General features: G+C 64.7%; 23 protein-coding genes. 17 read left to right on the top strand and 6 right to left on the bottom strand.

Translation table 11 applies throughout. The annotated features are described in order from the left end of the window. Position 1: 1 nt before the first annotated feature. The 3 genes from ACEN9F_RS21080 (at position 2) to ACEN9F_RS21090 (ending at position 3,134) form a co-directional block, all read left to right on the top strand. Positions 2-799 carry a DUF3025 domain-containing protein gene (locus ACEN9F_RS21080; RefSeq protein WP_413422981.1) on the top strand — a complete coding sequence of 266 codons (798 nt, stop codon included), beginning with the start codon at positions 2-4 and terminating at the stop codon, positions 797-799. 50 nt (positions 800-849) lie between these two features. Next, positions 850-1,845 (top strand): Gfo/Idh/MocA family protein, encoded by a 996-nt coding sequence (locus tag ACEN9F_RS21085; RefSeq protein ID WP_413422983.1) that lies wholly within the window; start codon positions 850-852, stop codon positions 1,843-1,845. 71 nt (positions 1,846-1,916) lie between these two features. Then, positions 1,917-3,134 carry an MFS transporter gene (locus tag ACEN9F_RS21090; RefSeq protein ID WP_413422985.1) on the top strand — a complete coding sequence of 406 codons (1,218 nt, stop codon included), beginning with the start codon at positions 1,917-1,919 and terminating at the stop codon, positions 3,132-3,134. A gap of 211 nt (positions 3,135-3,345) precedes the next feature. Here ACEN9F_RS21090 and recG read toward each other — a convergent pair whose 3' ends face one another. After that, complete coding sequence (recG, locus tag ACEN9F_RS21095; RefSeq protein WP_413422987.1) at positions 3,346-5,412, bottom strand: ATP-dependent DNA helicase RecG; 2,067 nt, start codon at positions 5,410-5,412, stop codon at positions 3,346-3,348. A gap of 127 nt (positions 5,413-5,539) precedes the next feature. Between recG and queA the strand changes: the two genes are divergently transcribed. From queA to secF, 5 genes are all read left to right on the top strand, one after another. After that, the gene (queA, locus tag ACEN9F_RS21100) at positions 5,540-6,568 is read left to right on the top strand and encodes a tRNA preQ1(34) S-adenosylmethionine ribosyltransferase-isomerase QueA (protein WP_413422989.1); all 1,029 of its coding nucleotides are present in this window, start codon (positions 5,540-5,542) and stop codon (positions 6,566-6,568) included. A gap of 8 nt (positions 6,569-6,576) precedes the next feature. Next, positions 6,577-7,716 carry a tRNA guanosine(34) transglycosylase Tgt gene (gene tgt / locus ACEN9F_RS21105; RefSeq protein ID WP_413422991.1) on the top strand — a complete coding sequence of 380 codons (1,140 nt, stop codon included), beginning with the start codon at positions 6,577-6,579 and terminating at the stop codon, positions 7,714-7,716. A gap of 72 nt (positions 7,717-7,788) precedes the next feature. After that, complete coding sequence (gene yajC / locus ACEN9F_RS21110) at positions 7,789-8,124, top strand: preprotein translocase subunit YajC (protein WP_413422992.1); 336 nt, start codon at positions 7,789-7,791, stop codon at positions 8,122-8,124. A 59-nt stretch (positions 8,125-8,183) separates the two neighbouring features. Then, positions 8,184-10,049, top strand: a complete 1,866-nt coding sequence (gene secD / locus ACEN9F_RS21115; protein WP_413422994.1) for a protein translocase subunit SecD — start codon at positions 8,184-8,186, stop codon at positions 10,047-10,049. Positions 10,050-10,065: 16 nt separating this feature from the next. Beyond that, complete coding sequence (secF, locus tag ACEN9F_RS21120) at positions 10,066-11,088, top strand: protein translocase subunit SecF (protein WP_413422996.1); 1,023 nt, start codon at positions 10,066-10,068, stop codon at positions 11,086-11,088. A 60-nt stretch (positions 11,089-11,148) separates the two neighbouring features. Here secF and ACEN9F_RS21125 read toward each other — a convergent pair whose 3' ends face one another. After that, positions 11,149-12,039: a LysR family transcriptional regulator gene (locus ACEN9F_RS21125; RefSeq protein ID WP_413422998.1), complete on the bottom strand. Its 891-nt coding sequence runs from the start codon at positions 12,037-12,039 to the stop codon at positions 11,149-11,151. Between the two features lie 70 nt (positions 12,040-12,109). Here ACEN9F_RS21125 and ACEN9F_RS21130 point away from each other — a divergent pair, with 70 nt between their 5' ends. The 7 genes from ACEN9F_RS21130 to ACEN9F_RS21160 all read left to right on the top strand — a co-directional run bounded on the left by ACEN9F_RS21130 (position 12,110) and on the right by ACEN9F_RS21160 (position 18,321). Then, positions 12,110-12,676: a chromate transporter gene (locus ACEN9F_RS21130; RefSeq protein ID WP_413423000.1), complete on the top strand. Its 567-nt coding sequence runs from the start codon at positions 12,110-12,112 to the stop codon at positions 12,674-12,676. Then, positions 12,669-13,199, top strand: a complete 531-nt coding sequence (locus ACEN9F_RS21135; RefSeq protein WP_413423002.1) for a chromate transporter — start codon at positions 12,669-12,671, stop codon at positions 13,197-13,199. Before ACEN9F_RS21130 ends, ACEN9F_RS21135 begins: the two co-directional genes overlap by 8 nt. A 98-nt stretch (positions 13,200-13,297) precedes the next feature. Further along, positions 13,298-14,647: an ethanolamine permease gene (gene eat / locus ACEN9F_RS21140; protein ID WP_413423004.1), complete on the top strand. Its 1,350-nt coding sequence runs from the start codon at positions 13,298-13,300 to the stop codon at positions 14,645-14,647. Between the two features lie 14 nt (positions 14,648-14,661). After that, the gene (locus tag ACEN9F_RS21145) at positions 14,662-16,053 is read left to right on the top strand and encodes an ethanolamine ammonia-lyase subunit EutB (protein WP_413423006.1); all 1,392 of its coding nucleotides are present in this window, start codon (positions 14,662-14,664) and stop codon (positions 16,051-16,053) included. After that, positions 16,046-16,936, top strand: coding sequence for an ethanolamine ammonia-lyase subunit EutC (gene eutC, locus ACEN9F_RS21150; RefSeq protein ID WP_413423008.1), 891 nt, complete (start codon positions 16,046-16,048; stop codon positions 16,934-16,936). The genes ACEN9F_RS21145 and eutC overlap by 8 nt, the downstream gene beginning before the upstream one ends. A gap of 10 nt (positions 16,937-16,946) precedes the next feature. Then, positions 16,947-17,642, top strand: a complete 696-nt coding sequence (locus ACEN9F_RS21155; protein ID WP_413423010.1) for a helix-turn-helix transcriptional regulator — start codon at positions 16,947-16,949, stop codon at positions 17,640-17,642. A gap of 61 nt (positions 17,643-17,703) precedes the next feature. Further along, on the top strand, positions 17,704-18,321 hold the full coding sequence (locus tag ACEN9F_RS21160; RefSeq protein ID WP_413423012.1) for a glutathione S-transferase family protein: 618 nt from the start codon (positions 17,704-17,706) through the stop codon (positions 18,319-18,321). A gap of 134 nt (positions 18,322-18,455) precedes the next feature. On the opposite strand, the gene ACEN9F_RS21165 is transcribed toward ACEN9F_RS21160, so the two are convergent. The 3 genes from ACEN9F_RS21165 to ACEN9F_RS21175 form a co-directional block, all read right to left on the bottom strand. After that, positions 18,456-19,292, bottom strand: a complete 837-nt coding sequence (locus ACEN9F_RS21165) for an HDOD domain-containing protein (RefSeq protein ID WP_413423014.1) — start codon at positions 19,290-19,292, stop codon at positions 18,456-18,458. An 88-nt stretch (positions 19,293-19,380) separates the two neighbouring features. After that, positions 19,381-19,662, bottom strand: coding sequence for a hypothetical protein (locus tag ACEN9F_RS21170; protein WP_413423016.1), 282 nt, complete (start codon positions 19,660-19,662; stop codon positions 19,381-19,383). Next, a complete protein-coding gene (locus tag ACEN9F_RS21175; protein WP_413423018.1) occupies positions 19,659-20,087 on the bottom strand; it encodes a MarR family winged helix-turn-helix transcriptional regulator in 429 nt (142 codons plus the stop codon). The genes ACEN9F_RS21170 and ACEN9F_RS21175 overlap by 4 nt, the downstream gene beginning before the upstream one ends. A 126-nt stretch (positions 20,088-20,213) precedes the next feature. Here ACEN9F_RS21175 and ACEN9F_RS21180 point away from each other — a divergent pair, with 126 nt between their 5' ends. After that, the gene (locus tag ACEN9F_RS21180; RefSeq protein WP_413423020.1) at positions 20,214-21,128 is read left to right on the top strand and encodes a DMT family transporter; all 915 of its coding nucleotides are present in this window, start codon (positions 20,214-20,216) and stop codon (positions 21,126-21,128) included. Between the two features lie 39 nt (positions 21,129-21,167). Beyond that, the gene (locus tag ACEN9F_RS21185) at positions 21,168-22,115 is read left to right on the top strand and encodes a GlxA family transcriptional regulator (RefSeq protein WP_413423022.1); all 948 of its coding nucleotides are present in this window, start codon (positions 21,168-21,170) and stop codon (positions 22,113-22,115) included. Here ACEN9F_RS21185 and ACEN9F_RS21190 read toward each other — a convergent pair whose 3' ends face one another. Next, the gene (locus tag ACEN9F_RS21190) at positions 22,116-24,755 is read right to left on the bottom strand and encodes a transporter substrate-binding domain-containing protein (RefSeq protein ID WP_413423024.1); all 2,640 of its coding nucleotides are present in this window, start codon (positions 24,753-24,755) and stop codon (positions 22,116-22,118) included. It abuts the gene before it with no gap. Positions 24,756-24,762 lie beyond the last annotated feature (7 nt).

Genomic DNA, 24,762 nt, shown 5'->3' on the forward strand with positions numbered 1-24,762 from the left:
AGTGCTGCAAACGATAGACTGGTCGCACCCGTGGTACGAGTCTGTGCGGACCGCGGCCGGCCAGTTGTCAGCGGATGTCCACTTCCGCGATGATTTCAATACGCAGGCCGCCGCACTGGGCCTGCGCAATCACCAAGGCCTGCCGCTGTCTTTCGTGCCGCAGGAAGCCCTTCCTGAAGGCACAGCCTACGAAGCCTTCATCGGCGCCACCGGCGGCGTGCCTACCCGCGACAACCTGCACGACTTCTTCAATGGCCTGGTGTGGCTCAGCTTCCCGCGCATCAAGGTGCAGCTGAACGCCTTGCAGGCGGCGCAGATCGCGCTGGACGGCGTCGGCAAGTCGCGCGGTCCCGCGCGCGATGGCGCCACCATCTTCGACGAAAACGCCGCCTTGCTGGTGGTGCGCGACTGCGCCGCAGGCCATATGCTGACGGAGGCGCTGCGCGATCACCAATGGCATGAGGCCTTTGTCGGCCGGCGCGCCAGCTTCGGTCCTGATGCCCAGGTCTGGCTGTTCGGCCACGCGCTGATGGAAAAGCTGGTCGCGCCGCGCAAGGCGATCACCGCGCATACCCGCGTGGTGGTGGCTGGCGACGATTTCTTCGCGCTGGGTCACGATGAGCGGCTTGCATGGCTGGACCAGACGGTCGCGCAGGGGCTGGCGACGCATGGTTTAAGCACAGCCGACTTCACGCCGATGCAGGTGCTGGGCGTGCCGGGCTGGTGGCCCGGCCAGGACGACGATTTCTACAACGATGCAACGGTGTTCCGCCCAAAGCGGGTGTCCGCAGTAAAATAACAGCTTCGATTTCAACCAATTGGCCGCCGACGCGGCAGAAAGAGCACGCCATGACGCAGGTAATTCGCTGGGGTATTCTGGGTACGGGCAAGATCGCCAAGGCCTTCGCCGCCGCACTGAAAGATACGCCTGACGCAAAACTGGCTGCCGTTGCCTCGCGCACTGTGGATAGCGCTACCAAATTCGGCCAGGAGTACGGCGCCGAGCGCTTCCACGGCAGCTACCAGGCGCTGGCCGACGATCCCGAGGTCGATGTCATCTACATCGGCACGCCGCACCCCATGCACCACGAGAACGCGCTGATGTGCCTCAACGGCGGCAAGGCCGTGCTGGTGGAGAAATCGTTCACCATGAACCGCCGCCAGGCCGAGGACATCATCAACCTGGCGCGCCAGAAGAAGCTGTTCGTCATGGAGGCGATGTGGACGCGCTTCATGCCGGCCGTGGTCGAAGCCAAGCGTATCGTCGACAGTGGCGAGATCGGCGTGCCGGCCAACGTCACCGCCGATTTCGGCTTCACCTCGGATGCCGGTCCCGAGCACCGCCTGTTCGCGCCGGAGCTGGGCGGCGGCGCGCTGCTGGACCTCGGCATTTACCCGCTGTCGATGTCGTCGTTCTTCCTCGGCCCGGTCACCGCCGTGAAGGCGCAGGCCGAGATGGGGCCGACCGGCGTCGACATGCAGACCGCGTTCACGCTGTCGCACAAGGACGGCGGCGTATCGTCGTGTGCCTGCAGCCTGCGTTCGCGCACGCCGACCGAGCTGACGATCTCCGGTTCCAAAGGCTTCGTGCGCCTGCACGACCGCTTCCACAATACCGAGACCATCACGGTCACGGTGGTGGACGGCGCCGCGCGCAATGAACGCACGCTGACGCTGCCGCGCAGCGGCAACGGCTACACGCACGAAGCGCAGGAAGTCGGCCGTTGCATCCGCGCCGGCCTGATCGAAAGCCCGGTCATGCCGCACGGGGAAACGCTGTCCATCATGGGCACGCTGGACGAGATCCGCGCACAGATCGGCCTGCGCTACAGCGCCGACAACTAAGCCGCGCCAAGCGCGGGTGCGCGGAACTGGTTAAAATCGTCGGATATCATTCTAATAACCAGGGATACACCATGTTCGTCGCCACCCGCGCACCCTCTCTGAAAACCGTGCTGATCGCCACCGGCGTCGTCCTGACGCTGGCCATGGGCGTGCGCCACGGCTTCGGCTTCTGGATGCAACCCATCTCCACCGCCAACGGCTGGACGCGCGAAACCTATTCGCTGGCGCAGGCGATGCAAAACCTGATGTGGGGCGCCATCGGCCCGTTCGCCGGCATGGCGGCGGACCGCTTCGGCACCATGCGCGTGGTGCTGGTCGGCGCGGCAAGCTACGCGGTCGGGCTGGTGTGGATGGCGACGATGACCAACCCGACATTGTTCGTGGTGGGCTCCGGCATCTTCATCGGCCTAGGCCTGGCGTGCACCGCGTTCGGCGCGGTCAGCGGCATCATCGGCCGCGTGGCGCCGGCGGAAAAGCGCTCGTGGGCATTCGGCATCTCGGGCGCGGCCAGCTCCTTCGGCCAGTTCATGATGATGCCGGTCGAGCAGAAGCTGATCTCGGCGGTCGGCTGGGAGAACGCCTTCTTCGTGCTGGGCGGATTGCTGGTGCTGCTGATGGTGCCGATGGCCTTCTACCTGCGTGAACCGGCGGTCGAGCATGGCCATGGCCCGCAGCAAAGCATCCGCGAGGCGGCCAGCGAGGCGTTGGGCAACCGCTCCTTCCTGCTGCTGGTGGCGGGTTATTTCGTCTGCGGCTTCCAGGTGGTGTTCATCGGCGTGCACCTGCCGGCCTACCTCAAGGACAAGGGCATCATCAATCCAAGCGTCGCCGTGCTGGCGCTGGCGTTGATCGGCTTGTTCAACATCTTCGGCTCCTACTACGCTGGCAAGCTGGGCGGGCGTTTGCCCAAGCGCTACCTGCTGTCGTCGATCTACTTCTCGCGCGCGGTGGTCATCAGCCTGTTCCTGCTGGCGCCGTTGACGCCGTTCTCGGTCTATGTGTTTGCGGCGGCGATGGGCGTGCTGTGGCTGTCGACGGTGCCGCTGACGAACGGGATCATCGCCGGGGTGTTCGGCGTCAAGCACATGTCGATGCTGGCGGGGATCGTCTTCTTCTCGCACCAGTTGGGCAGCTTCCTCGGCGTGTGGCTGGGCGGGTATCTGTATGCGCAGCAAGGCAGCTATGACATCGTCTGGGGCATCGCGATTGCGCTGGGTGTGATGGCGGGGCTGGTCAACCTGCCGATCAACGAACGCGCGCTGGTGCGCGGCGAACTGAAGGCGGCATGATCATGAAAACCTGGCTGCTGCGAGCGGCCGGCGCCCTGGTGCTGGCGCTGGCGTTCACAGGCTATCTGCAGCCCGACTTCCTGGTCGACCTGGCCAACCGCTTCTACATGTGCTTTTAAATCCGGGGTCAGGTCCAGAACCCGGACACGAGCTCTGCACTATCTCGATAACGGCTGAGCCTGTGTCCGGATTCTGGACCTGACCCCGGAGTTTAGACTTTGAGGAACTCTTCGCGGCCGCCTAGCCAGCGGGCGAGGTGGGCTTCGACGGTGGCGGCTTTTTCGGGGCTGTCGGCGTGCAGCAGGTCGTGGGCGACGTCGCGCGCCTGGTCGACCAGCCAGCCGTCCGTTTCCAGGTCGGCGAAGCGCAGCATGGCCTGGCCCGACTGGCGGGCGCCGAGGAATTCACCGGGGCCGCGGATTTCCAGGTCGCGACGCGCGATTTCAAAACCGTCCGTGGTTTCGCGCATCGTCATCAGGCGCTGCTTGGCGATACCGCCCAATGGGCTTTGATACAGCAGCAGGCACACGCTGGCCGCCGAGCCCCGGCCCACGCGGCCGCGCAGCTGGTGCAGTTGCGATAGCCCGAAACGCTCCGCATGTTCGATCACCATCAGCGACGCATTCGGCACGTCGACGCCGACTTCGATCACCGTCGTCGCGACCAGCACCTGCATTTCGTTGGCGCTGAAGGCGTCCATTACCGTTTGCTTTTCCGCCGGCTTGAGGCGGCCGTGCACCAGGCCGACGTTAAGGTCGGGCAGGGCTTCGGCCAGCAGGGCGTGCGTGTCGGTCGCGGTTTGCAGCTGCAGCGCTTCCGATTCTTCGATCAGCGGACAGACCCAGTAAATCTGCTTGCCTTCCAGCGCTGCGGCGTGCACGCGCTCGATCACTTCGTCGCGGCGGTTCTGGTCGATGGCGCGCGTGACGATCGGCGTGCGGCCCGGTGGAAGCTCGTCGATCACCGACACTTCCAGGTCGGCGTAATAAGTCATCGCCAGCGTGCGCGGGATCGGCGTGGCCGACATCATCAGCTGGTGCGGGACCGCGCCTTCGTTGCCCTTGTTGCGCAAGGTCAGGCGCTGGCCGACGCCGAAGCGGTGCTGCTCATCGACGATGACCAGGCCGAGGTTGGCGAAGATCACCGCTTCCTGGATCAGCGCGTGCGTGCCGATCACCAGCTGCGCTTCGCCCGATTCGATCAGCGCGTAGGCGGTCAGCTTGTCCTTTTTCTTCAAGCTGCCCGTCAGCCACGCGACCTTGACGCCCAGCGGCTCCATCCACGCGGCGATCTTGCGGAAATGCTGGTCGGCGAGGATTTCGGTCGGCGCCATCAGCGCTGCCTGGAAGCCGCTGTCGATCGCCTGCGCGGCGGCCAGCGCCGAGACCACGGTCTTGCCGCTGCCGACGTCGCCCTGCAGCAGCCGCTGCATCGGATACGGATGGCGCAGGTCGGCGCGGATTTCGGTCAGTACGCGCTGCTGCGCGCCGGTCAGCTGGAACGGCAGCGCCGCCTGGAATTTCTCCGACAGCGCGCCGACCACCTTCAACGCCGCCGCACCCTTGGAGCGGCGCGCGCGCTGTGCGCGCTTCAACGACAACTGCTGCGCCAGCAGCTCGTCGAATTTCACCCGCGTCCACGCCGGATGCGAGCGGTCGGCCAGCGCGTGTTCGTCCACTTGCTGCGGCGGGTAGTGCAGCAGCTTCACCGCCGGTTCGAAGTCCGACAGCTGCATCGAAGCGCGCAACTCCGCCGGCAGCGTGTCGGTCCAGTCGACACGCTTCATCGCGTCGCCGATGGCGCGCCGCAGTATCGGCTGCGACAGCCCTTCGCCCGCCGGATACACCGGCGTCAATGAGGTCGGCAACGGCGCGCCTTCGTTGACCACCTTGTAGGCCGGGTGCACCATCTCGGCGCCGAAGAAGCCGTGTTTCAGCTCGCCGCGCGCGCGCACCCGCGTACCCTCGGCCAGCTGCTTGACCTGGCTGCCGTAGAAGTTCATGAAGCGCAGCTGCAAGTCCCCCGTCTCATCGGCGATATGCACCAGCAGCTGCTTGCGCGGCTTGTAGGTGATCTCGTTCTTGATGACCACGCCCTCGACCTGCGAGGTGTCGCCGCCGTGCAGGCGCGCTTCCTCGATGGTGATGACTTGCGTCTCATCCTCGTAGCGCATCGGCAGGTGCAGCACCAGGTCCATGTCCGTGTGCAGCCCGAGCTTGGCCAGCTTGGCTTCGGGACTGACGGTCTTTTTAACGGTTTTCGGCGTTGAAACGGGCATATTGGAGCGTTTTTCGAGCACTAGCGTAAAATAGAGGGTTGGCCGCGATTAAGCGACGGCAGCAACGCCGGTATTGTAAGGCTTTAGGCCCTCAACTGGGTTTTTAAACAGTATTTAGAAGTTAGCCATGTATTCGCTCTCCGATTTTGATTTTAACTTGCCGCAAGAACGCATTGCGCAATTCCCGCTGCCGGACCGCAGCGCCTCCCGCCTGCTGCATCTGGACGGCGAGCGGATCATCGACCGCCAGTTCGCCGATATCGTCGGCCTGCTGCAGGCCGGCGATCTGCTGGTGATGAACGATACCCGCGTGCTGAAAGCGCGGTTCTTCGGCGTGAAGGACAGCGGCGGCAAGATCGAGGCACTGGTCGAGCGCGTGCTGGACAACCGCACCGTGCTGGCCCAGGTGCGCGCCTCGAAGTCGCCGGGACCGGGCGTGAAGATCCGCCTGGCCGATGCCTTCGACGTCACGGTCGGCGCGCGCGCCGGCGAGTTCTTCACGCTGCACTTCGATGCCGACGTGTTCGACCTGATCGAGGCGCACGGCCGTTTGCCGCTGCCGCCCTACATCGAGCATGACGCCGATTCGTTCGACGAGACCCGCTACCAAACCGTCTTCAACAAGGTGCCGGGCGCGGTGGCCGCGCCGACCGCCGGCCTGCACTTCGACGAGAAGCTGCTGGCCGAGCTGAAGGCCAAGGGCGTCAACTTCGCCTACGTCACGCTGCACGTCGGCGCCGGCACCTTCCAGCCGGTGCGCGCCGAGGTGCTGGCCGAGCACAAGATGCATACCGAGTGGTACACCATGCCGCAGGAAACCGTGGACGCCGTGCGCGCCACCCGCGCCGCCGGCCGCGACGTGGTGGCGGTCGGCACCACCAGCCTGCGCGCGCTGGAGTCGGCCTCGCAGAGCGGCCAGCTGGAGGCGGGCAGCGCCGATACCGCGCTGTTCATCACGCCCGGCTACCAGTTCAAGACGGTGACCCGCCTGATCACCAATTTCCACCTGCCTAAATCGACGCTGCTGATGCTGGTGTCGGCCTTCGCCGGTTTTGAAGAGATCCGCAAGGCCTACGCCCACGCGATCGACCATGAATACCGCTTCTTCAGCTATGGCGACGCCATGCTGCTGACGACGCAAGCACGAGCAAAATAAGGAACTACATGCTGGAATTTACATTACACAAGACCGATAGCAGCGGCCTGACCAAGGCGCGCCGCGGCGAGGTGAAACTGAACCACGGCGTGGTCCAGACCCCGATTTTCATGCCGGTCGGCACCTACGGTTCGGTCAAGGCGATGTCGCCGCTGGAACTGAAGGAAATCGATGCGCAGATCATCCTGGGCAATACCTTCCACCTGTGGCTGCGCCCGGGCAACGATGTCATGGCCAAGTTCGGCGGCCTGCACGATTTCATGGGCTGGGACAAGCCCATCCTGACCGATTCCGGCGGTTTCCAGGTGTTTTCGCTGGGCGCGATGCGCAAGATCACCGAAGAGGGCGTGCATTTCAATTCGCCGATCAACGGCGACAAGCTGTTCCTGTCGCCGGAAGTGTCGATGCAGATCCAGCGCGTGCTGAATTCCGACATCGTCATGCAGTTCGACGAATGTACCCCGTACGAAATCGATGGCCGCCCGGCCACTCTTGATGAGGCGGCAAGGTCGATGCGCATGTCCTTGCGCTGGGCGCAACGGTCGCATGACGAGTTCCATCGCGGCGAGAACCCGAACGCGCTGTTCGGCATCGTCCAGGGCGGCATGTTCGAAAACCTGCGCGACGAATCGCTGGCCGGCCTGGAGGAGATCGACTTCCCCGGCATCGCCATCGGCGGCCTGTCGGTGGGCGAGCCGAAGGAAGACATGATGCGCATGCTGCAGCACGTCGGTCCGCGCCTGCCGGCCAACAAGCCGCACTACCTGATGGGCGTCGGCACGCCGGAAGACCTGGTGGCCGGCGTCTCCAACGGCGTCGACATGTTCGACTGCGTGATGCCGACCCGTAACGCCCGCAACGGCTGGATATTCACCCGCTTCGGCGACGTCAAGATCAAGAACGCCCGTTATAAGGAAGACAAGGAACCGCTGGACAGCACCTGCTCCTGCTATGCCTGCCGCAACTTCTCGCGCGCCTACCTGCACCACCTGAACCGTACCCAGGAAATCCTGGGCGCGCGCCTGAACACCATCCACAACCTGCACTACTACCTGGACATCATGCGCCAGATGCGCGAGGCGCTGGATGAGGACCGTTTTCACGCCTGGACCTTGCAATTTCACGCAGAGAGGGCACGTGGGGTGTAAAAGTCCTAACGGCTTCTTGCCAGTGCTAGAATACAGCGCTGTTTTTTCAAACTATACCTATCGGAGTCACCTGTGTTCATTTCCAATGCTTATGCCCAATCCAATCCACTCGAAGCGCTCGGCGGCGCCGGCGGCTTCCTGGGCCAGTATGGTTTCCTGATTCTGATGTTCGTGGCGATGTACTTCCTGATGATCCGTCCTCAGCAGAAGCGCGCCAAGGAACAAAAGGCCATGATGGAAGCGCTGGCCAAGGGCGACGAAGTGGTGACCGCCGGCGGCGTGCTGGGCAAGATCACCAAGATCGCCGACCTGTACATCACCCTGGAAATCTCCAGCGGTGCGGAACTGGTGGTTCAGAAGAACTCGATCACCCTGGTCCTGCCTAAGGGCACCCTGAAGACGCTGTAATCCCGCCGGCCCGCGTCCGCGCGGGCCCTCCGACGTCTGCTATCGAACGCTAGAACAATATGAATCGCTATCCAGTCTGGAAATACATCCTTATCGCCGTAGCCATCCTGCTGGGCGCGCTGTTTACCGCGCCTAACTACTTCGGCGAATCGCCGGCGGTGCAGGTCACGAGCGGCAAGTCGACCGTCAAGATGACGTCCGACATGGCGGCCAAGGTGGCCGACGTGCTGACCAAGGAAGGCATCGCCAACAACGGCATCGCCTTCGACGGCAGCGGCACCTACGCTTCCGTGCGCGCCCGTTTCGCCACGCCCGACATCCAGTTCCGCGCCAAGTCCGTGCTGGAAAAAGGCCTGAACGCCGATCCGGCCGATCCGACCTACCTGGTGGCGTTGAACCTGCAATCGGACACCCCTAAATGGATGCAAAGCCTGCATGCGCTGCCGATGTACCTCGGCCTCGACTTGCGCGGCGGCGTGCACTTCCTGATGCAGGTGGACGCCAAGGCCGTGCTGACCAAGCGCGTGCAGGGCATCCAGGCCGCGGCCCGCAGCTCGCTGCGCGACAAGAACGTGCGCCACGCCGGCATCGACCTGGTCGGCGACACCATCGAAATCAAATTCCGCGACGATGCCACCCGCCAGAAGGCCAAGGATGTGCTGGCCGGCCAGGTTTCCGACCTGTTGTTCGTCGATTCCGGCAGCGGCGACGCGCTCAAGACCGTCGTCAGCCTCAAGCCTGTCGCGCTGAAGCAGACCGTCGATGAGGGCGTCAAGCAGAACATCTCCACCCTGTCCAAGCGCGTCAACGAGCTGGGCGTGGCAGAGCCTATCATCCAGCAGCAAGGCCCCGACCGCATCGTGGTCCAACTGCCTGGCGTGCAGGACGTGGCCCGCGCGCGCGCCGTGATCGGCCGCACCGCGACCCTGGAAGTGCGCATGGTCGACGAATCGGTGACCCCGGGCACCGAATTGTCGGCAGCGATTCCATTTAACTCCGAGCTGTTCACCGTCGGCAAAGGCGTGCCGGTCGTGCTGACCAAGGATGTGGTGCTGACCGGCGATTACATCTCCAGCGCCACCGCCAGCCTGGACCAGAATGGTCAGCCTGCCGTCGGTATCGACCTGAACGGCGACGGCGGCCGACGCATGCGCGACGCCACCCGCGAACGCGTGGGCAAGAAAATGGCCATCGTGCTGAAGGAAAAGGGCAAGCCGGAAGTGCTGTCGGTTGCCACCATCCAGAGCGAACTGGGTAGCCGCTTCCAGATCACCGGCATGGGCAATGCGGAGAACTCGGCCGAACTGGCGCTGCTGCTGCGCTCCGGCGCGCTGGCCGCGCCGATGGAAGTGATCGAGGAACGCACCATCGGCCCGCAACTGGGCGCCGAAAACATCGACAAGGGCCTGCATTCGACCATGTACGGCTTCGCCGCGATCGCGATCTTCATGATCGCCTACTACATGATGTTCGGCTTCTTCAGCGTGCTGGCGCTGGCCTGCAACCTGTTGCTGCTGGTGGCGCTGCTGTCGCTGATGCAGGCGACCCTGACCCTGCCGGGCATGGCCGCTATCGCGCTGGCGCTGGGTATGGCGATCGACTCCAACGTGCTGATCAACGAGCGTATCCGCGAAGAGCTGCGCGCAGGCGCCACGCCGCAGGGCGCGATCGCCGCCGGCTTCGACCGCGCATGGGCCACCATCATCGACTCCAACGTCACCACGCTGATCGTCGGCGTGGCGCTGTGGGTGTTCGGCTCGGGTCCGATCCGCGGCTTCGCCGTGGTGCACACGCTGGGTATCCTGACGTCGATGTTCTCCGCTGTGTTTATCTCGCGCGGCGTGGTCAACCTCTGGTACGGCCGTAAGAAGAAGCTGCAATCGATCGCTATCGGCACCGTCTGGGTGCCTGGCCTGACGAAATAACTCAGAGGCTCACGACATGGAATTTTTCCGCATTAAAAAAGACATACCGTTCATGCGCCACGCGCTGGTGTTCAACGTCATTTCGGCGTTGACCTTCGTGGCGGCCGTGTTCTTCCTGCTGCATCGCGGGCTGCATTTCTCGGTGGAATTCACCGGCGGCACCGTGATGGAGCTGAAGTACCAACAGGCGGCGAATCTGGAAAAGATACGCCACACGCTGGAGACCATCGGCTACGAGCAGCCTGAAGCCACCGGTTTCGGCACCGCGCACGACGTGATGTTGCGTCTGCCGGTGGTCAAGAACATCACCTCCAAGGATGCTTCGGCGCTGGTGTTCGATGCGCTGTGCAAGGCCGAAAGCGGCGCGCTGAAGCAGGTCGACAACGTGACCGCCAAGGGCGAGCACGTGGTCAAGCAATCGTGCAGCGATGCTGCCGGCGCTGAACTGGTGTCGCTGCAGAAAGTGGAATTCGTCGGCCCGCAGGTCGGCGACGAGCTGACGCAGAACGGCCTGAATGCGCTGGTGATGGTGATCATCGGCGTGATGATCTATCTGGCCGTGCGCTTCGAATGGAAATTCGCAGTGGCGGCGATTATCGCGAACTTGCACGACGTGGTCATCATCCTGGGCTTCTTCGCCTTCTTCCAGTGGGAGTTCTCGCTGACGGTGCTGGCCGGTGTGCTGGCGGTGCTGGGCTACTCGGTCAACGAATCGGTGGTGATCTTCGACCGTATCCGCGAAAACTTCCGCAAGCAGCGCAAGGCGTCGGTGCATGAAGTGATCGACAACGCGATCACCTCGACCATCTCGCGTACCATCATCACCCACGGCTGCACGCAGATGATGGTGCTGTCGATGCTGTTCCTGGGCGGTCCGACGCTGCACTACTTCGCGATGGCGCTGACCATCGGTATCTGCTTCGGTATCTACTCGTCGGTGTTCGTGGCTGCCGCAGTGGCCATGTGGCTGGGCGTGAAGCGCGAAGACCTGATCAAGCCGATCAAGGAAAAAGACGAAACGGATGGCGCTGTAGTCTAAGCATCTCCGGCTTCGCAAAAAAATCCCTCCCCGGCGTTCGCGCCCGGGAGGGATTTTTCTTTATTTGGTGCGCACGACCATGTCGTACAGCGCCTGCGCCGCCGGCGACAGGTGGCCGGCCTTGCGCGTGATGAGCGCCAGCTGGCGCGAGATGACAGGGTCTTTCAGCTTGATGATGCGCAGGCGCGGATAGCTGCCCTTTTGTATGCCGAGATTGGGCACGATGGCGGCCGAGATGCCCGACGCCACCAGGCCGACGGCGGTGGAACTGCGCTGGACCTCATATTGGAAGTGCAGCGTCAGGTTCAGGCTCTTGCTGCCCAGGTAGCTGTCCAGCACGGCGCGGTTGCCGTTGACGTCGCCGGAGAAGATCAGCGGATAGGGTTGGATCTGCGCCCAGGTCAGCGCGCGGCGCCGCGCCAGCGGATGATCGTCGCGGCACACCAGCACGAACTGGTCTTCCAGCAGCGGCACCGAGGTCAGTTCCGGGTGATTGGAGCCGGCCAGGTTGATGCCGAATTCCGCCTCCCTGCGCAGCACCGTCTCGGCCACCCGCGATGAGGCGTGGTCGAGAATCTTGATGCGGTTGTCGGGGAAGCGCGCCGAGTATTCCTGGATGATCTGCGGCAGGTATTGTATGCCCACCGTCGGCACGCAGGCGATCGTCACGTCGCCGCGCCGGGCCTTGCCGGTCTCGCGGATTTCGTTCAGCGTCGACGACAGTTCCTGCAGCAGGCGCCGCGCCTGCGGCAGGAAATCCTTGCCGATGCTGGTCAGCGCGATCGAGCGCGTGGTGCGCTCGACCAGCTTGACGCCGAGGAAATCCTCCAGGTTGCGCAGGCGTTGCGTGACGGCGGTTTGCGTGACGTGCAGCGTTTCCGCCGCTTTCTGGAAGCCGCCCTGGTCCGCAATCGCGACAAATGCCTGCACGCCGAGTATGTCGATTTTCATTAGTAAAATGAATGAATAGTCTAAATAAACTCATTTTACTTATATTTCACCAGGGACGAAAATTCGTCCCGTGAACAAGCCAACCTTACCGACCATCTTCCTGGTCTTCTCCAAACTGGCGCTGATGGGCTTTGGCGGCGTGATGCCGTTCGCCTACCGCGCACTGGTCGAACAGCAAAAATGGCTGACGGCGGAGGAGTTTGCACATTACCTCGCCGTGAGCCAGATGCTGCCGGGGCCCAGCATCTGCAACGTCTCCCTGATGGTGGGCAACCGCTATGCGGGTATCGCCGGCGCGCTGGCCGCGATCAGCGGCCTGATCATCGGACCGTTCTTCATTGTGCTCGGGCTGGGCATCGTGTACCAGCGCTTCGGCGAGTTGCCGCTGTTCCGGCACGCCATCGGCGGCATGGCTGCGGTGGCGTCGGGACTGATCCTGGCGACGGCGGCAAAAATGGCGATGTCCTTGTTCGCCAAGGCCGACTGGCATGACCGCCGCTATCGCCTGAAGGCGGCGTTGCTGGTGCTGGCCTTTATCGGCCTGGGGCTGCTGCAGTGGAAGCTGCTCGTTGTCTTTTGCCTGCTGGCGCCCTTGGGCACGGCGGCCGCATATCTGATGGGAGAAAAAAATGAATGAGCAATCTCCGGTTGGCCAACTGTCGCTGCACATCGCGGTGATGTCGCTGACGGCGGTGGGCGGCGGCGTGGTGCTGCTCGGCCCGCAGGTCGGCCACTACGTCGTCGAAGGCCAGCATTGGCTGACCAACGAACAGTTTGCCGCCGCATATGCGATCGCGCAGGCGGCCCCGGGGCCCAACCTGCTGTTCATTTCGCTGGTCGGCTGGCTGGTCGCCGGCTGGTCCGGTGCGATCATGACCACGCTGGCGGTGCTGGTGCCATCGACGCTGCTCACGCTGACGGCGGTTCGCATGAATACCGCGCGCATCAGCGGCCGCCTGTCGGCGGCGTTGAGCAGCGCGTTCGCTCCTATATCGATAGGCTTTCTGGCCGCCACCGGCTGGCTGTTTGCGCAGATGTCCAACGCGGATTGGCGCGCGGGCCTGCTGACCGTCGTGTCCGCCGTGATCCTGTTGCGCACCAAATTGAATCCCGTGCTGCTGATCGCCGCAGGCGCCGCGCTGGGGATGGCGCAACCGTAGTCCTTGCCGCACCATTCGCGTGCGGCGCTGCAGGACTCTGCCCTGGCGCCTGCTGGCATGTTGCTTGCATAATGGTTAATACTTCGGAGGAGCGAACTATGAAACCAACTTTGCAGCAAACGCTGGGCACGTTTCAACTGTGGGGCATCGCGGTCGGGCTGGTGATTTCGGGCGAATATTTCGGCTGGAGCTACGGCTGGGCTTCGGCCGGTACGCTGGGCTTTACCGTCACGGCGCTGTTCATCGCCGCGATGTACGCGACTTTCATCTTCAGCTTCACCGAACTGACCACGTCGATTCCGCACGCCGGCGGACCATTCGCCTACAGCAAGCGGGCGTTCGGGCCGGCCGGCGGCTACCTGGCCGGGGCGGCGACGCTGATCGAGTTTGTGTTCGCGCCGCCGGCGATCGCGCTGGCCATCGGCGCCTACCTGAACGTGCAGTTTCCAACGGTCGATCCCAAGCTGGCGGCGGTCGGCGCCTACCTGGTCTTCATGGCGCTGAATATCCTCGGTGTGCAGGTCGCGGCCACGTTTGAATTGCTGGTGACCCTGCTGGCGATCTTCGAGCTGCTGGTGTTCATGGGCGTGGTGTCGCCGGGCTTCTCGGCGGCGAACTTCGTCAAGGGCGGCTGGGCGGGACAGGATCATTTCAGCATGGCCGCGATACCGGGCATGTTCGCGGCGATTCCGTTTGCGATCTGGTTCTTCCTGGCGATCGAGGGCGTGGCGATGGCGGCGGAGGAGGCCAAGGATCCGCAGCGCTCCATTCCGATCGCCTACATCGCCGGCATCATCACGCTGGTGCTGCTGGCGGTCGGCGTGATGGTGTTTGCCGGCGGCGCGGGCGACTGGACCAGGCTGTCCAACATCAACGACCCGCTGCCGCAGGCGATGAAGGCCATCGTCGGCGAAAACAGCAACTGGCTGCACATGCTGGTGTGGCTCGGGCTGTTCGGCCTGATCGCATCCTTCCACGGCATCATCCTCGGCTACTCGCGGCAGATCTATGCGCTGGCGCGCGAGGCTTACCTGCCGTCGTATTTCGCGAAGATACACCCGCGCTTCAAGACGCCGCATCGCGCCATCCTGGCCGGCGGCGTGGTCGGCATCGCGGCGATCTACAGCGATGAGCTGATCAAGATCGGCGGCCAGACGCTGACCGCGAATATCGTGACGATGTCGGTGTTCGGCGCGATTACGATGTACATCATCAGCATGCTGAGCCTCTTCAAGCTGCGCCGCGCTGAGCCGGACATGGCGCGGCCGTTCCGGGCGCCGTTCTATCCGGTGTTTCCGGCGTTCGCACTGGTGGGCGCGATTGTCTGCATGGCGACCATGATCTATTACAATCCCCTGATATTCGGCTTGTTCGCGATCTTCCTGGCCTGTGGTTATGGTTTCTTCCTGACCACAAAAGCCAAACGCCTGGAGCGCGCGGCAGCGTAATCGAAAGGGGAGCGATGGGCAGCTTTTCGCACACGGTCGGCAGCAGGACGTATCAGTTCCGCGATCTGAAGGACTTGCTGGCCAAGGCGACGCCGGCGCGTTCGGGCGACTATCTCGCCGGCCTCGGCGCGGCCAGCGCCGAGGAGCGCGTGGCGGCGCAGATGACGCTGGCCACGCTGCCGCTGACCACCTTTGTCAATGAATCGGTGATTCCTTACGAGCAGGACGAGGTGACGCGGCTGATCGTCGATACGCATGATGCGGCCGCCTTCGCGCCCATTGCGCATCTGGCCGTGGGCGATTTCCGCAACTGGCTGCTAAGCGACGAGACCGACACCGCAGCGCTGATGGCGCTGTCGCCGGGGATCACGCCGGAGATGGCGGCGGCCGTGTCCAAGATCATGCGCGTGCAGGACCTGGTGCTGGTGGCCAGGAAGTGCAGCGTGACGACGCGCTTCCGCAATACCATCGGTCTGCCGGGGCGGATGTCCACGCGCCTGCAGCCCAACCATCCGACCGACGATGCGACCGGCATCGCGGCCAGCCTGCTCGACGGCCTGCTGTACGGCAGCGGCGACGCCGTCATCGGCATCAATCCGGCCACCGACAATGTGCCGCAGGTGATCAGGATCGTCTCCATGCTGGACGAGATCATCGCGCGCTACGACATCCCCACGCAGTCCTGCGTGTTGACCCATGTGACCAACACCATTGCCGCCATCGAGCGCGGCGCGCCGGTGGATCTGGTGTTCCAGTCGATCGCGGGCACCGAGGCGGCCAACGCGGGCTTCGGGGTGACGCTGTCGCTGCTGGCCGAGGCGCGGCAGGCGGCGCTGTCCCTGAAGCGCGGCACGGTCGGCGATAACGTGATGTATTTCGAGACGGGGCAGGGCAGCGCGCTGTCTGCCAATGCGCACCACGGCGTCGACCAGCAGACCTGCGAGGCGCGCGCCTACGCGGTGGCGCGGCGCTTCCAGCCGCTGCTGGTGAATTCGGTGGTGGGCTTCATCGGGCCGGAGTATCTGTACGACGGCAAGCAGATCACGCGGGCCGGGCTGGAGGATCATTTTTGCGCCAAGCTGCTTGGCCTGCCGATGGGCTGCGATGTCTGCTACACCAATCACGCCGAGGCGGACCAGGACGACATGGACGTGCTGCTGACCATGCTCGGCGCGGCGGGCTGCACGTTCGTGATGGGCGTGCCGGGCGCGGACGACATCATGCTCAATTACCAGACCACGTCGTTCCATGACGCGCTGTATGCGCGGCGCGTGCTGGGCTTGAAGCCGGCGCCGGAGTTTGAGGCGTGGCTGCAGGCGATGGACATCTTCGAAGGCGATCGGCCGAGCGGCAAGCTGCCAGCGGCGTTCAGCAATGCCTTGCTGCGGTTGAAGGCACATGAGTAGCGATCTGCCGGCGGGCGGACGCGCGGACGGACCTGCGGCGCTGGGCGTGACGGAGAATCCCTGGCTGCCGCTGCGGCGCTTTACGGCGGCGCGCATCGCGCTGGGACGCAGTGGCGTGAGCCAGCCGACCGCGTCGCAACTGGCGTTCCAGCTGGCGCATGCGCGTGCGCGCGACGCTGTGCATCTGGCGCTCGATCACAAGGCGCTGGCGGCGAAGCTGAGCGAGGCATGCGGCCAGCCTTGCGTGAGCCTGCACAGCGCTGCTGAGAACCGCCACGTCTACCTGCAGCGCCCTGACCTGGGCCGCAAGCTCGACGACGCGTCGCGGCAAACGTTGGAGGCATTGCAGTGCGCGAGCGCCGCCGCGCCTGGCCCTCTGCTCGTCTCCGCGCCCGCCGGGTCGCCGTTGCCGGGCTACGACCTCGCACTTGTCGTAGCAGACGGCCTGTCGGCGCTGGCCATCGAACAGAACGCGCTGCCCTTGCTGCGCGCGCTGATGGTCCGCCTGTCGGCCGAGCAGTGGAACATCGCGCCGCTGGCCATCGTGCGGCAAGGCCGCGTCGCGGTTGGCGACGAGGTCGCGCATTTGCTGGGGGCACGCGCCGTCGTCGTCCTGATCGGCGAACGCCCCGGCCTCAGCTCGCCGGACAGCATGGGCCTCTATCTGACCTGGGCGCCGCGCCCCGGCCTCACCGACGCCAGCCGCAATTGCATCTCGAATGTGCGGCCGGCGGGCTTGACCTGCGAGGCCGCAGCGTTCAAGCTTCACTACCTGTTGTCCGAGTCGCGCAAACGCCAGCTCTCCGGCGTCGCGCTGAAGGACGAAACTGCAGACGAGAGCGCCCAACTGGAGGCGCCACCGCGCAACTTCCTGTTGGAGTGAGACCTTAACGATGAGCCGCACCGGCCGACTTTTCCTATTGATGGACGCGATGCGCGGCTACCGCCGTCCCGTCACCGCCGCCCGCCTGGCCGAACAGCTGGGCGTCTCCGAACGCACCATCTACCGCGACATCCAGACCCTGACCGGCCTTGGCGCACCGCTGGAAGGCGAAGCGGGCGTGGGCTACATGCTGAAGGCGGGCTTCTTCCTGCCGCCGCTGATGTTCGGCGCCGACGAACTGGAGGCGCTGGTGCTGGGCGCGCGCTGGGTGCGAAGACAGGGCGATGAATCGCTGGCCGTCGCCGCCAACAGCGCCCTGGCCAAGATCGCCGCCGCGACGCCGAAAGACCTGCGCGACGACATGGCGGAAACCAGCTTGTGGGTGCCGATGGGAATGGACCAGTCGGCGCCGAGCGACGTCCACGTGCGCCCGGTGCGCGAGGCGATCCGCTACCAGCACCGGCTGCGCATGGCCTACCAGGATGAACACGGCAAGCCGTCGGACCGTATCGTCTGGCCGTTCGCGCTGGCTTTCCTGGAGGGCAAGCGCTTGCTGGCCGCGTGGTGCGAGATGCGCATGGCGTTCCGCCACTTCCGCATCGACCGCATCGCCTCCGTGGAGTCGCTGGGGCAGCGCTATCCGGCGCGTCGGCACGATCTGTTGAAGACTTGGCGCAAGGAACACAATATCCGCGAAGACTACTGACAAAAACTGTCGCGGCCTGGTCTTACGATGAAGTCCTCAACCCACTCATCGGAGACTTCACATGCGCTTATATCACCACCCCGCTTCTTCCAACGGCCGCCGCGTGATGCTGGCCGCCATCCATATGGGCTCGCAACTGGAGCTGACTGAAGTCAACCTGATGAACCAGGAAGACCGCCGCCGGCTGGTAGCGCTCAATCCCAACAGCAAGGTGCCGGTGCTGCAGGACGGCGAGTTCACGCTGTGGGAATCCTGCGCCATCATGCAGTACCTGGCCGACCGCACCCACGGCCAGAAGCTGTATCCCGACAACATCCTGGTGCGTGCCGACATCAACCGCTGGATGTTGTGGACCTGCCAGCATTTCTCGCCGGCGCTGGGCGTCATCGTCTATGAAAACATCTGGAAGGGCTTGACCGGCAACGGCGGTCCCGATCAGCAGGAGATCGATCGCGCCGGCCGCCAGGTGGCGCAGTTTGCCGCCGTGCTGGAGCAGCACCTTGCCGGCCGCGACTGGCTGGTCGGCGACCAGCTCAGTCTGGCCGATTTCGCGGTGGCCGCATCGCTGATGTACACCGAGCAAGCTAAGTTGCCGGTCACTCAGTACCCGAAGCTGATGGCGTGGTATGGCCGCATCCAGCAACTGGACGCATGGAAGCAAACCGTGCCGGTTTGGTAATGTTGAAAAAAAGATGCAGTTATGTGAACTGGCGCACAGAGCGGACGGGGCAGGGCGGGTATTCTGGACTTGTCTCCTCTGGAGGAGATCCCTAGTTTTGGACTTCGCCCGCTGCCTAGCGGGCTTTTTTTTGCCTACAGCATCAGCACCGAGTACAGCGACTGCACTTCCAGCGCCGATTCGGTCATGATGGCGTGCAGCGTGCCTTCGCCGACCACGAAGTCGATGGTGCGCGCACCCTGCAGCGTGGTGGCGCCGGGACGCTGGTGCAGCGGAGAATGGACCGGCGCCAGGTCGTTGGCCAGCAGCAGCGTGTCGCCCAGCGTTTCCGGCGGCAGCGCCCGCAGGCCGACCCACATCGCCTCAAGGGACTTGTAGACGCCGTCCGGTACGCCCAGCTTGGTCAGCACGCCGCGGCCGATCTCGACCTCGCCATGCTCGACCCAATCCTCCGGTTCGCCTTCCATCACTTCCGGATACTCGCCGGCGCAGGACAGCATGTAGAAGCCCGCCACCTCGTGCACGATGCCGGCGAACAGCGCGGTATCCGGATCGACGTGGGTGACGCGGCGCGCGATCACCTGCGACAGCGCCGCCACATGCGCGGTGTGCTCCCACAATTGGTTGACCTTGGCGAGCAGCTTGGGATCGGTGACCTGGTTGCCGATCTGGCGCACGATCAGCGCCGCGACCAGCGATTGCAAGGTGCGCACGCCGAGCCGCTGCACCGCCGCGCGCACGCTGGAAATTTCAGTACCGGAACGGTTGTAGGCGACCGAGTTGGCGATGGCGACGCTGCGCGCCGCCAGCAACGGGTCTGCCTGGATCAGCTTGGCCGCCGCTTCAAAATGGCAGTCGGGATCGCTCAGCGCCTGCTGCAGGCGCAGCGAAGCGTTGACGTTGGCCGGGAACGTCAGTTCCCCCCGGCTCGCCTGAGCAGCGATAGTCTTGAAGGCGTCGAGTCTGTCCATGCAAAAAAATTATACTCTCGAATATTGCCCATAGGCACTTTTTCTGAAAATACTTTTCTGCGACGCAACGCGCGCCTTCGGCGGGTTTTTACTGCTCGCTGAAGATGGCGTCGCAGCCGTCCTGGGTGGCGTCGGTGTCTTGCAATTCGTCGACCAGGCCCAGGTCGAACAGCTCTTCGATGGCGTTCATGAAGCTGTTGTGCTTGGTCGCGCCGATCAGGCGATAGATTTCACCGGCTTCATTGCGGACGCCGATGAGCAGTTTTTCCTGGCGCACTTCGTCCGGGGTGGCGACGTTGAGCAGCAGGTTGCCGATAATGTGTTTGTCGAACTTGGCAGGCTTTTTGCCTTCGAGCAGAGTCGTTTTCAAATGATTTCCTTGGTTGAGTCGAGGGTGGACGGGCATCCGGGTCCGCCGTTCATAATCACAGTTTTGAGCTTGGACAGGCTTTTTTCAAGGTCGGCGAAGTCGTCGTCGCTATATTGCGCAAACGCTTTGCCGCTTTCCGCGATGACGTGAGGGAACACCGTGCAAAACACCTGCTCGCCTTCGCGGGTCAAACGGACAAAGAAGGAACGTTTGTCGCAGTCGCTGCGCTGACGTTCCACCAGGCCTTTTTGTTCCAGCCGCTCGATCACGCCGGTCAGCGTCCCCTTGGTGATCAGCGTCTTGTCGCCCAATTCCTTGTAAGACATGCCGGGCGTATTGCCCAGCGTGGCGATGATGTCGAACTGGGCGTGCGTCAAGCCGCTCCGGCGCACGTATTCGCCGGAGAGCCGTTCATAGCCCTGCATGCATTCGGCCAGCAGCCGGATACTTTTCAAGAATCGTTCACCCATAGACCGTGATTATAGCCGGTTCGCACTAGCGGCCCCCGGCGAGGTAAGATATGCCGGACTACAATATTGACAAGAAAACCCATGCCTCAACACTTGCGCGGCATCGCCGCACTGCTGATCGTGACCCTGGTCTGGGGCACGACTTTCCCCGCCATGAAGGACATGACCGGCTATCTGTCGGCCAGCTGGATCGTGCTGTGCCGCTTCGCGCTGGCCAGCCTGTTGCTGCTGCCTTTCCTGTGGCGCGCCCGCTGGCGCGACCTGCGCTGGGGCGCCGCGGCCGGCTTTGTGTTGTTCCTGTGCTACGTCTTCCAGATCGAAGGGCTGGCGCTGACCAGCTCCAACCGCAACGCCTTCGTTACCGGCCTCAACGTGCTGGTGCCGCCGCTGCTGGGCGTCCTGCTGGGGGCGAAGCTGGAGCGCCGCATCCTCTACGCGCTGGTGCTGGCGCTGGCCGGCCTGTTCGCGCTGTGCTGGGAGGGCAGTTTCACCTGGGGCCGCGGCGATACGCTGGCGCTGCTGTGCGCGCTGTTCTTCGGCATCTACGTCAAGCTGATGGAAACCACCACCCGCAAGGTCGAGAAACTGATGGTGCTGACCGCCTCGCAGATCGTCACGGTGGCGCTGTGCGCCGCCGGCTGGCTGCTGATACGCGAGGTGCCGCTGGGCGTGGCCGAGCGCAGCCAGGATCTGCCGGATTACATCGCCTACATTTCCAAGGGCTTGCAGATGTACAGCGTCAACCTGATCTACCTCGGCGTGATCGCGACAGCGGCCATCATCTCGCTGCAAACCTGGGGCCAGAGCCGCAGCAGCGCCAACGAGGCGGCCGTGATCTACGCCTTCGAGCCGGGCTGCGCGGCGATCTTCGCCTATTTCTGGCTGGGCGAGACGCTGGCATGGAACGGCCTGCTCGGCGCGGCGCTGCTGATCTCCGGTATGATAGTGAGCCAGTGGAGCACCGAACGTCCCGCCGCCGCCCTGGCGCCGGAGTAGCCGGGCCGCACTTAACTATAAAGATGCCTTTGTCGCCCGATGTCCTTCGCTAATCTTTCCGGTCTTGCCCAGCAGCGGCCTTTGCGCGTGCTGCTGGTGAACGCGGGCGAGGCGGACGCGATCACCTGGGCCGGCCTGGTGCAGCCGCTGCGCCTGGCCGCCGCCACGCTGGGCCGCGATGTGCTGCAGCTGCAAACCATGACCCCCGCGCAAGTGGTGCTGGCCCAGCCGGGCTGGCATCTGGCCTTGCTGGTGGCCGACGAGGAACAGGCGCCGCTGGCGCCCGAGCTGAGCCGCGCCGTCATCGAGCGCTGCCGCTCGGCCGACTACTGGGGCGGCGTCGGCGCCGGCGTGCTGTGGCTGGCCGCCGCCGGGCTGATGGCCGGCGTGCGCATCGCGCTGCCGTGGGCCTTGTACGCCGATACCGAGGGCATCAGCGAACGCGCCATCCTGACCCCGCATTTGTTCGAGCTGGACGGCCGCCACCTGAGCTGCTGCGGCGGCGCCGCCTCCATCGATTTCTCGCTGACCTTGATCGAGAGCCTGTTCGGCGCCACCGCGCAGGCGGCCATCAAGGAGAGCCTGTGCATCGAGCGTGTGCGTGGCCACGAGGAGCGTCAGCGGGTCGCCCTGCAGGCCCGCTTCGGCGCCTTGCAGCCGCGCCTGTCCGAGGCGGTGACGCTGATGGAAACCAATATCGAGGAACCGCTGTCCACCGACGACATCGCCAACCTGGTCGGCCTGTCGCGCCGCCAGCTGGAGCGCTTGTTCAAGCAATACCTCGGCAGCCTGCCGTCGCGCTACTACCTGGAGCTGCGCCTGCAGCGCGCGCGCCAGCTGCTGCTGGAGACGAATCATTCGATCGTGCAGGTGGGGCTGATGTGCGGCTTCTCGTCCGGCTCGCATTTTTCCACCGCCTTCGGCGCGCTGTTCGGCAATACGCCGCGCGAGGAACGCCAGCGCAAGCTGATGCCGCCGGCCGGCTGACTACTGCGGCGGCAGCGGGACCTCGGCATGGGCCAGCGCGGCGTGTTCCCGCACCGGCACCATGCCGTGCGCGGCGACCGCCGTGCTGTCGGTCAGGTCGGGCGCGCACACCGGCAGCGTCATGTGGAAAGCGGTGCCCTGGCCGGCGTCGCTATGCACCACGATATGGCCGCCCAGCACGCCGGTCACCAGGGTTTGCACGATGTACAGGCCGAGTCCCGAGCCGCCCTGGCCGAGCCGGGTGGTGAAGAAGGGATCGTAGATCTTGTTGCGGAATTCGGCCGGGATGCCGGCGCCGTCGTCGGCATAGTGCAGCTCGATGCGGTCGCCGTGCAACCGGGCCTGTATCCGCACCGTCCCGTTCGCGGTGCCGGCGAAGCCGTGCACCAGCGTGTTCTCCAGCAGGTTGGAGACGACTTGCGCCAGCGGGCCGGGGAAGCTGTCCAGCGCCAGGCTGTCGTCGATCTCCAGTTCGATACGGTGGGCCGTGCTTTTCCAGGCGTTGTGGTGGGTGGCGATCACTTCCTCCACCGTGCGCCGCAGCGGGAAACGGCGCCGCCGCGCGCTGGCCTGGTCCACCGCCAGTTCCTTGAAATTGTCGATCAGCCCGGCCGCGCGGTAGGCGTTGCGCTCGATGATGTCGCAGGCCTGCAGGCATTGGCCGATGAAATCGTCGGCGCTGGAACGCTTCAGCGTGCCGGCCGACAAGCCATGGCGGAACGCTGTCAGGTGTGCCTTCAGGGTGGTGGACGCGGTCAGCGTGCTGCCCAGCGGTGTATTCAGCTCGTGCGCGATGCCGGCCACCAGCCGTCCCAGCGACGCCACTTTTTCCGTCTGCACCAGCTGGTCGGCGGCGGTGCGCAAATCCTCGTTGGCCTGCTGCAGTTCGGCGGTGCGCTGCCGGACCCGCAGTTCCAGCGCCGCGTTCAGCTGCTGGATTTCCTCCTCGCGCGCGCGGCGCATCTGCACCTCGCCGTGCAGCTCGGCGGTGCGGCGCTTGACCATCCGCCGCAGCTGCAAGATGAACAGCAGCGCGAACAGCATCGCCAGCCCCAGCGCGTACAGCGGCCGGTAGTCGGTCTCATGGTCGTAGCGCACCACGGCCCATTTCTGGCGGAATCCGTCACGCTCGCTTTTCGGTATCGCGGCCAGCGCCTGGTTCAGGATCGGCAGCAGCTCGGCCCAGTCGCTGCGCACGCCCATGCCGATGCGGTAGGTATAGTCGGTTTCGCCGGACACGCGGATATCGCCGCTGCCCAGCTCGACCAACTGGTGGGCGCCGGTCAGCAGCGGCCCGGCCACGGCGCTGACCTGGCCCTGGCGCAGCAGCTTGGTCGCTTCGCGGAAGTTATCGGTCGGGACCGCCTGTATCGTCGGCCAGTCGCGCTGCATGGCCTCGACGATGCTGGCGCGCGAGCTGACCGCGACCCGCTTGCCGGCCAATGCGCTCAGGCCGCCCGTGGCCATGGCGCCGCCCACGGTGTACAGCACCACGGGCGTGCTCAGGTAAGGCTCGGTCACCAGCATGAAGCGCTGGCGGTTCGGGGTCTGGGAAATCGCCGACATCATGTCGACGTCGCGCCGCTCGACCTGGCCGACCAGTTCGGCCACGCTCTTGCCCTGCACCAGCGTGAAGTGCACGCCCAGCATTTCCTCCACGCGGCGCAGGAACTCGATCGCGATGCCGCCCGGCTTGCCATCCTCGCCCAGGAATTCAACCGGGGCGCGGCCGATATCGACCCCGACCCGTATCACCGGGTGGGCCGCCAGCCAGCTGCGCTGGGCCGGCGTCAGCGCCAGTTCGCGCTGCACGCTGGCGCCCTCGGCGCCGCCCAGCCAGCGCGCCCGTATCCGTTCATGGTCGGCGGCCGGAATGGCGGCCACGCCCTTGTTGACGATGGACAGCAGTTCCGGCGCATCGTTGCGCAACGCCAGGCGGATCGTGGCCGCCTCCGAATCGTAGTACAGCAGCGCGATCTTCAGCGGCGCGCTCGCCGTGCCCAGCGCCCGCTGCACCACCGGCAGGTCGTCGAAATAACCATCGGCCTGGCCCTGCAGCAAGCGCTCCATGCCCTGCTGCGGGTTGTCGACCTCGATCACCGTGCAGCTCGGACAGCGCGCCCGCAGCACCGGCACCCGCACCGTGCCGCGCACCACGGCCACGCGCTGCGTGCCCAGGCTGCTCAGGCTATGGACGTCGGCATGGTCGCTGCGGGTTGCCATGGCGATGGGCAATTCGAGATAGGGCGCCGAGAAATTCAGCTGGCCCCTGCGTTCGGGCCGGTCGCGCGCGCACAGCACGCCGTCGACCTTGTGTTCCATGCCCTTGGTCAGCGCCTCGTTCCAGCTCGAGCCCTCATAGCGGAAGCGCAGGCCGGTGTAGCGCGCTACCAGCTCCGCATACTCGAAGCAGGCGCCGGCATAGGAGGCGCCGTCGGCATCGGCGCGGCGGAAGATCATGGGCGGGTTGTGCTGGTCCAGGGCCATGTTCAGCACCGGATGGGCTTGCAGCCAGTCCTGTTCCTGTTGCGTCAGTGCCACATGGGGGCCGGCCGATGCCGGCTGCGCACACACGGGCAGGACGCAGCACAGCGCGACAGTGGTGCAAAGGGCGGTCAGCAATGCTGTCGCGTAGGGCATTTAGCGG

Source organism: Duganella sp. CT11-25, assembly GCF_047302815.1.
GTDB lineage: Bacteria > Pseudomonadota > Gammaproteobacteria > Burkholderiales > Burkholderiaceae_D > Rugamonas.

Excerpts from the sequence above, each read along its gene's own strand:
- ACEN9F_RS21090 (WP_413422985.1), top strand. The coding sequence starts at position 1,917 with ATGTTCGTCGCCACCCGCGCACCCTCTCTGAAAACCGTGCTGATCGCC.
- ACEN9F_RS21180 (WP_413423020.1), top strand. The coding sequence starts at position 20,214 with ATGCCTCAACACTTGCGCGGCATCGCCGCACTGCTGATCGTGACCCTG.
- ACEN9F_RS21125 (WP_413422998.1), bottom strand. The coding sequence starts at position 12,039 with ATGAAAATCGACATACTCGGCGTGCAGGCATTTGTCGCGATTGCGGAC.
- ACEN9F_RS21190 (WP_413423024.1), bottom strand. The coding sequence starts at position 24,755 with ATGCCCTACGCGACAGCATTGCTGACCGCCCTTTGCACCACTGTCGCG.
- ACEN9F_RS21085 (WP_413422983.1), top strand. The coding sequence starts at position 850 with ATGACGCAGGTAATTCGCTGGGGTATTCTGGGTACGGGCAAGATCGCC.
- ACEN9F_RS21135 (WP_413423002.1), top strand. The coding sequence starts at position 12,669 with ATGAATGAGCAATCTCCGGTTGGCCAACTGTCGCTGCACATCGCGGTG.
- tgt (WP_413422991.1), top strand. The coding sequence starts at position 6,577 with ATGCTGGAATTTACATTACACAAGACCGATAGCAGCGGCCTGACCAAG.
- recG (WP_413422987.1), bottom strand. The coding sequence starts at position 5,412 with ATGCCCGTTTCAACGCCGAAAACCGTTAAAAAGACCGTCAGTCCCGAA.
- eat (WP_413423004.1), top strand. The coding sequence starts at position 13,298 with ATGAAACCAACTTTGCAGCAAACGCTGGGCACGTTTCAACTGTGGGGC.
- ACEN9F_RS21145 (WP_413423006.1), top strand. The coding sequence starts at position 14,662 with ATGGGCAGCTTTTCGCACACGGTCGGCAGCAGGACGTATCAGTTCCGC.
- ACEN9F_RS21175 (WP_413423018.1), bottom strand. The coding sequence starts at position 20,087 with ATGCAGGGCTATGAACGGCTCTCCGGCGAATACGTGCGCCGGAGCGGC.
- secF (WP_413422996.1), top strand. The coding sequence starts at position 10,066 with ATGGAATTTTTCCGCATTAAAAAAGACATACCGTTCATGCGCCACGCG.
- ACEN9F_RS21185 (WP_413423022.1), top strand. The coding sequence starts at position 21,168 with ATGTCCTTCGCTAATCTTTCCGGTCTTGCCCAGCAGCGGCCTTTGCGC.
- ACEN9F_RS21155 (WP_413423010.1), top strand. The coding sequence starts at position 16,947 with ATGAGCCGCACCGGCCGACTTTTCCTATTGATGGACGCGATGCGCGGC.
- queA (WP_413422989.1), top strand. The coding sequence starts at position 5,540 with ATGTATTCGCTCTCCGATTTTGATTTTAACTTGCCGCAAGAACGCATT.
- eutC (WP_413423008.1), top strand. The coding sequence starts at position 16,046 with ATGAGTAGCGATCTGCCGGCGGGCGGACGCGCGGACGGACCTGCGGCG.
- ACEN9F_RS21160 (WP_413423012.1), top strand. The coding sequence starts at position 17,704 with ATGCGCTTATATCACCACCCCGCTTCTTCCAACGGCCGCCGCGTGATG.
- secD (WP_413422994.1), top strand. The coding sequence starts at position 8,184 with ATGAATCGCTATCCAGTCTGGAAATACATCCTTATCGCCGTAGCCATC.
- ACEN9F_RS21165 (WP_413423014.1), bottom strand. The coding sequence starts at position 19,292 with ATGGACAGACTCGACGCCTTCAAGACTATCGCTGCTCAGGCGAGCCGG.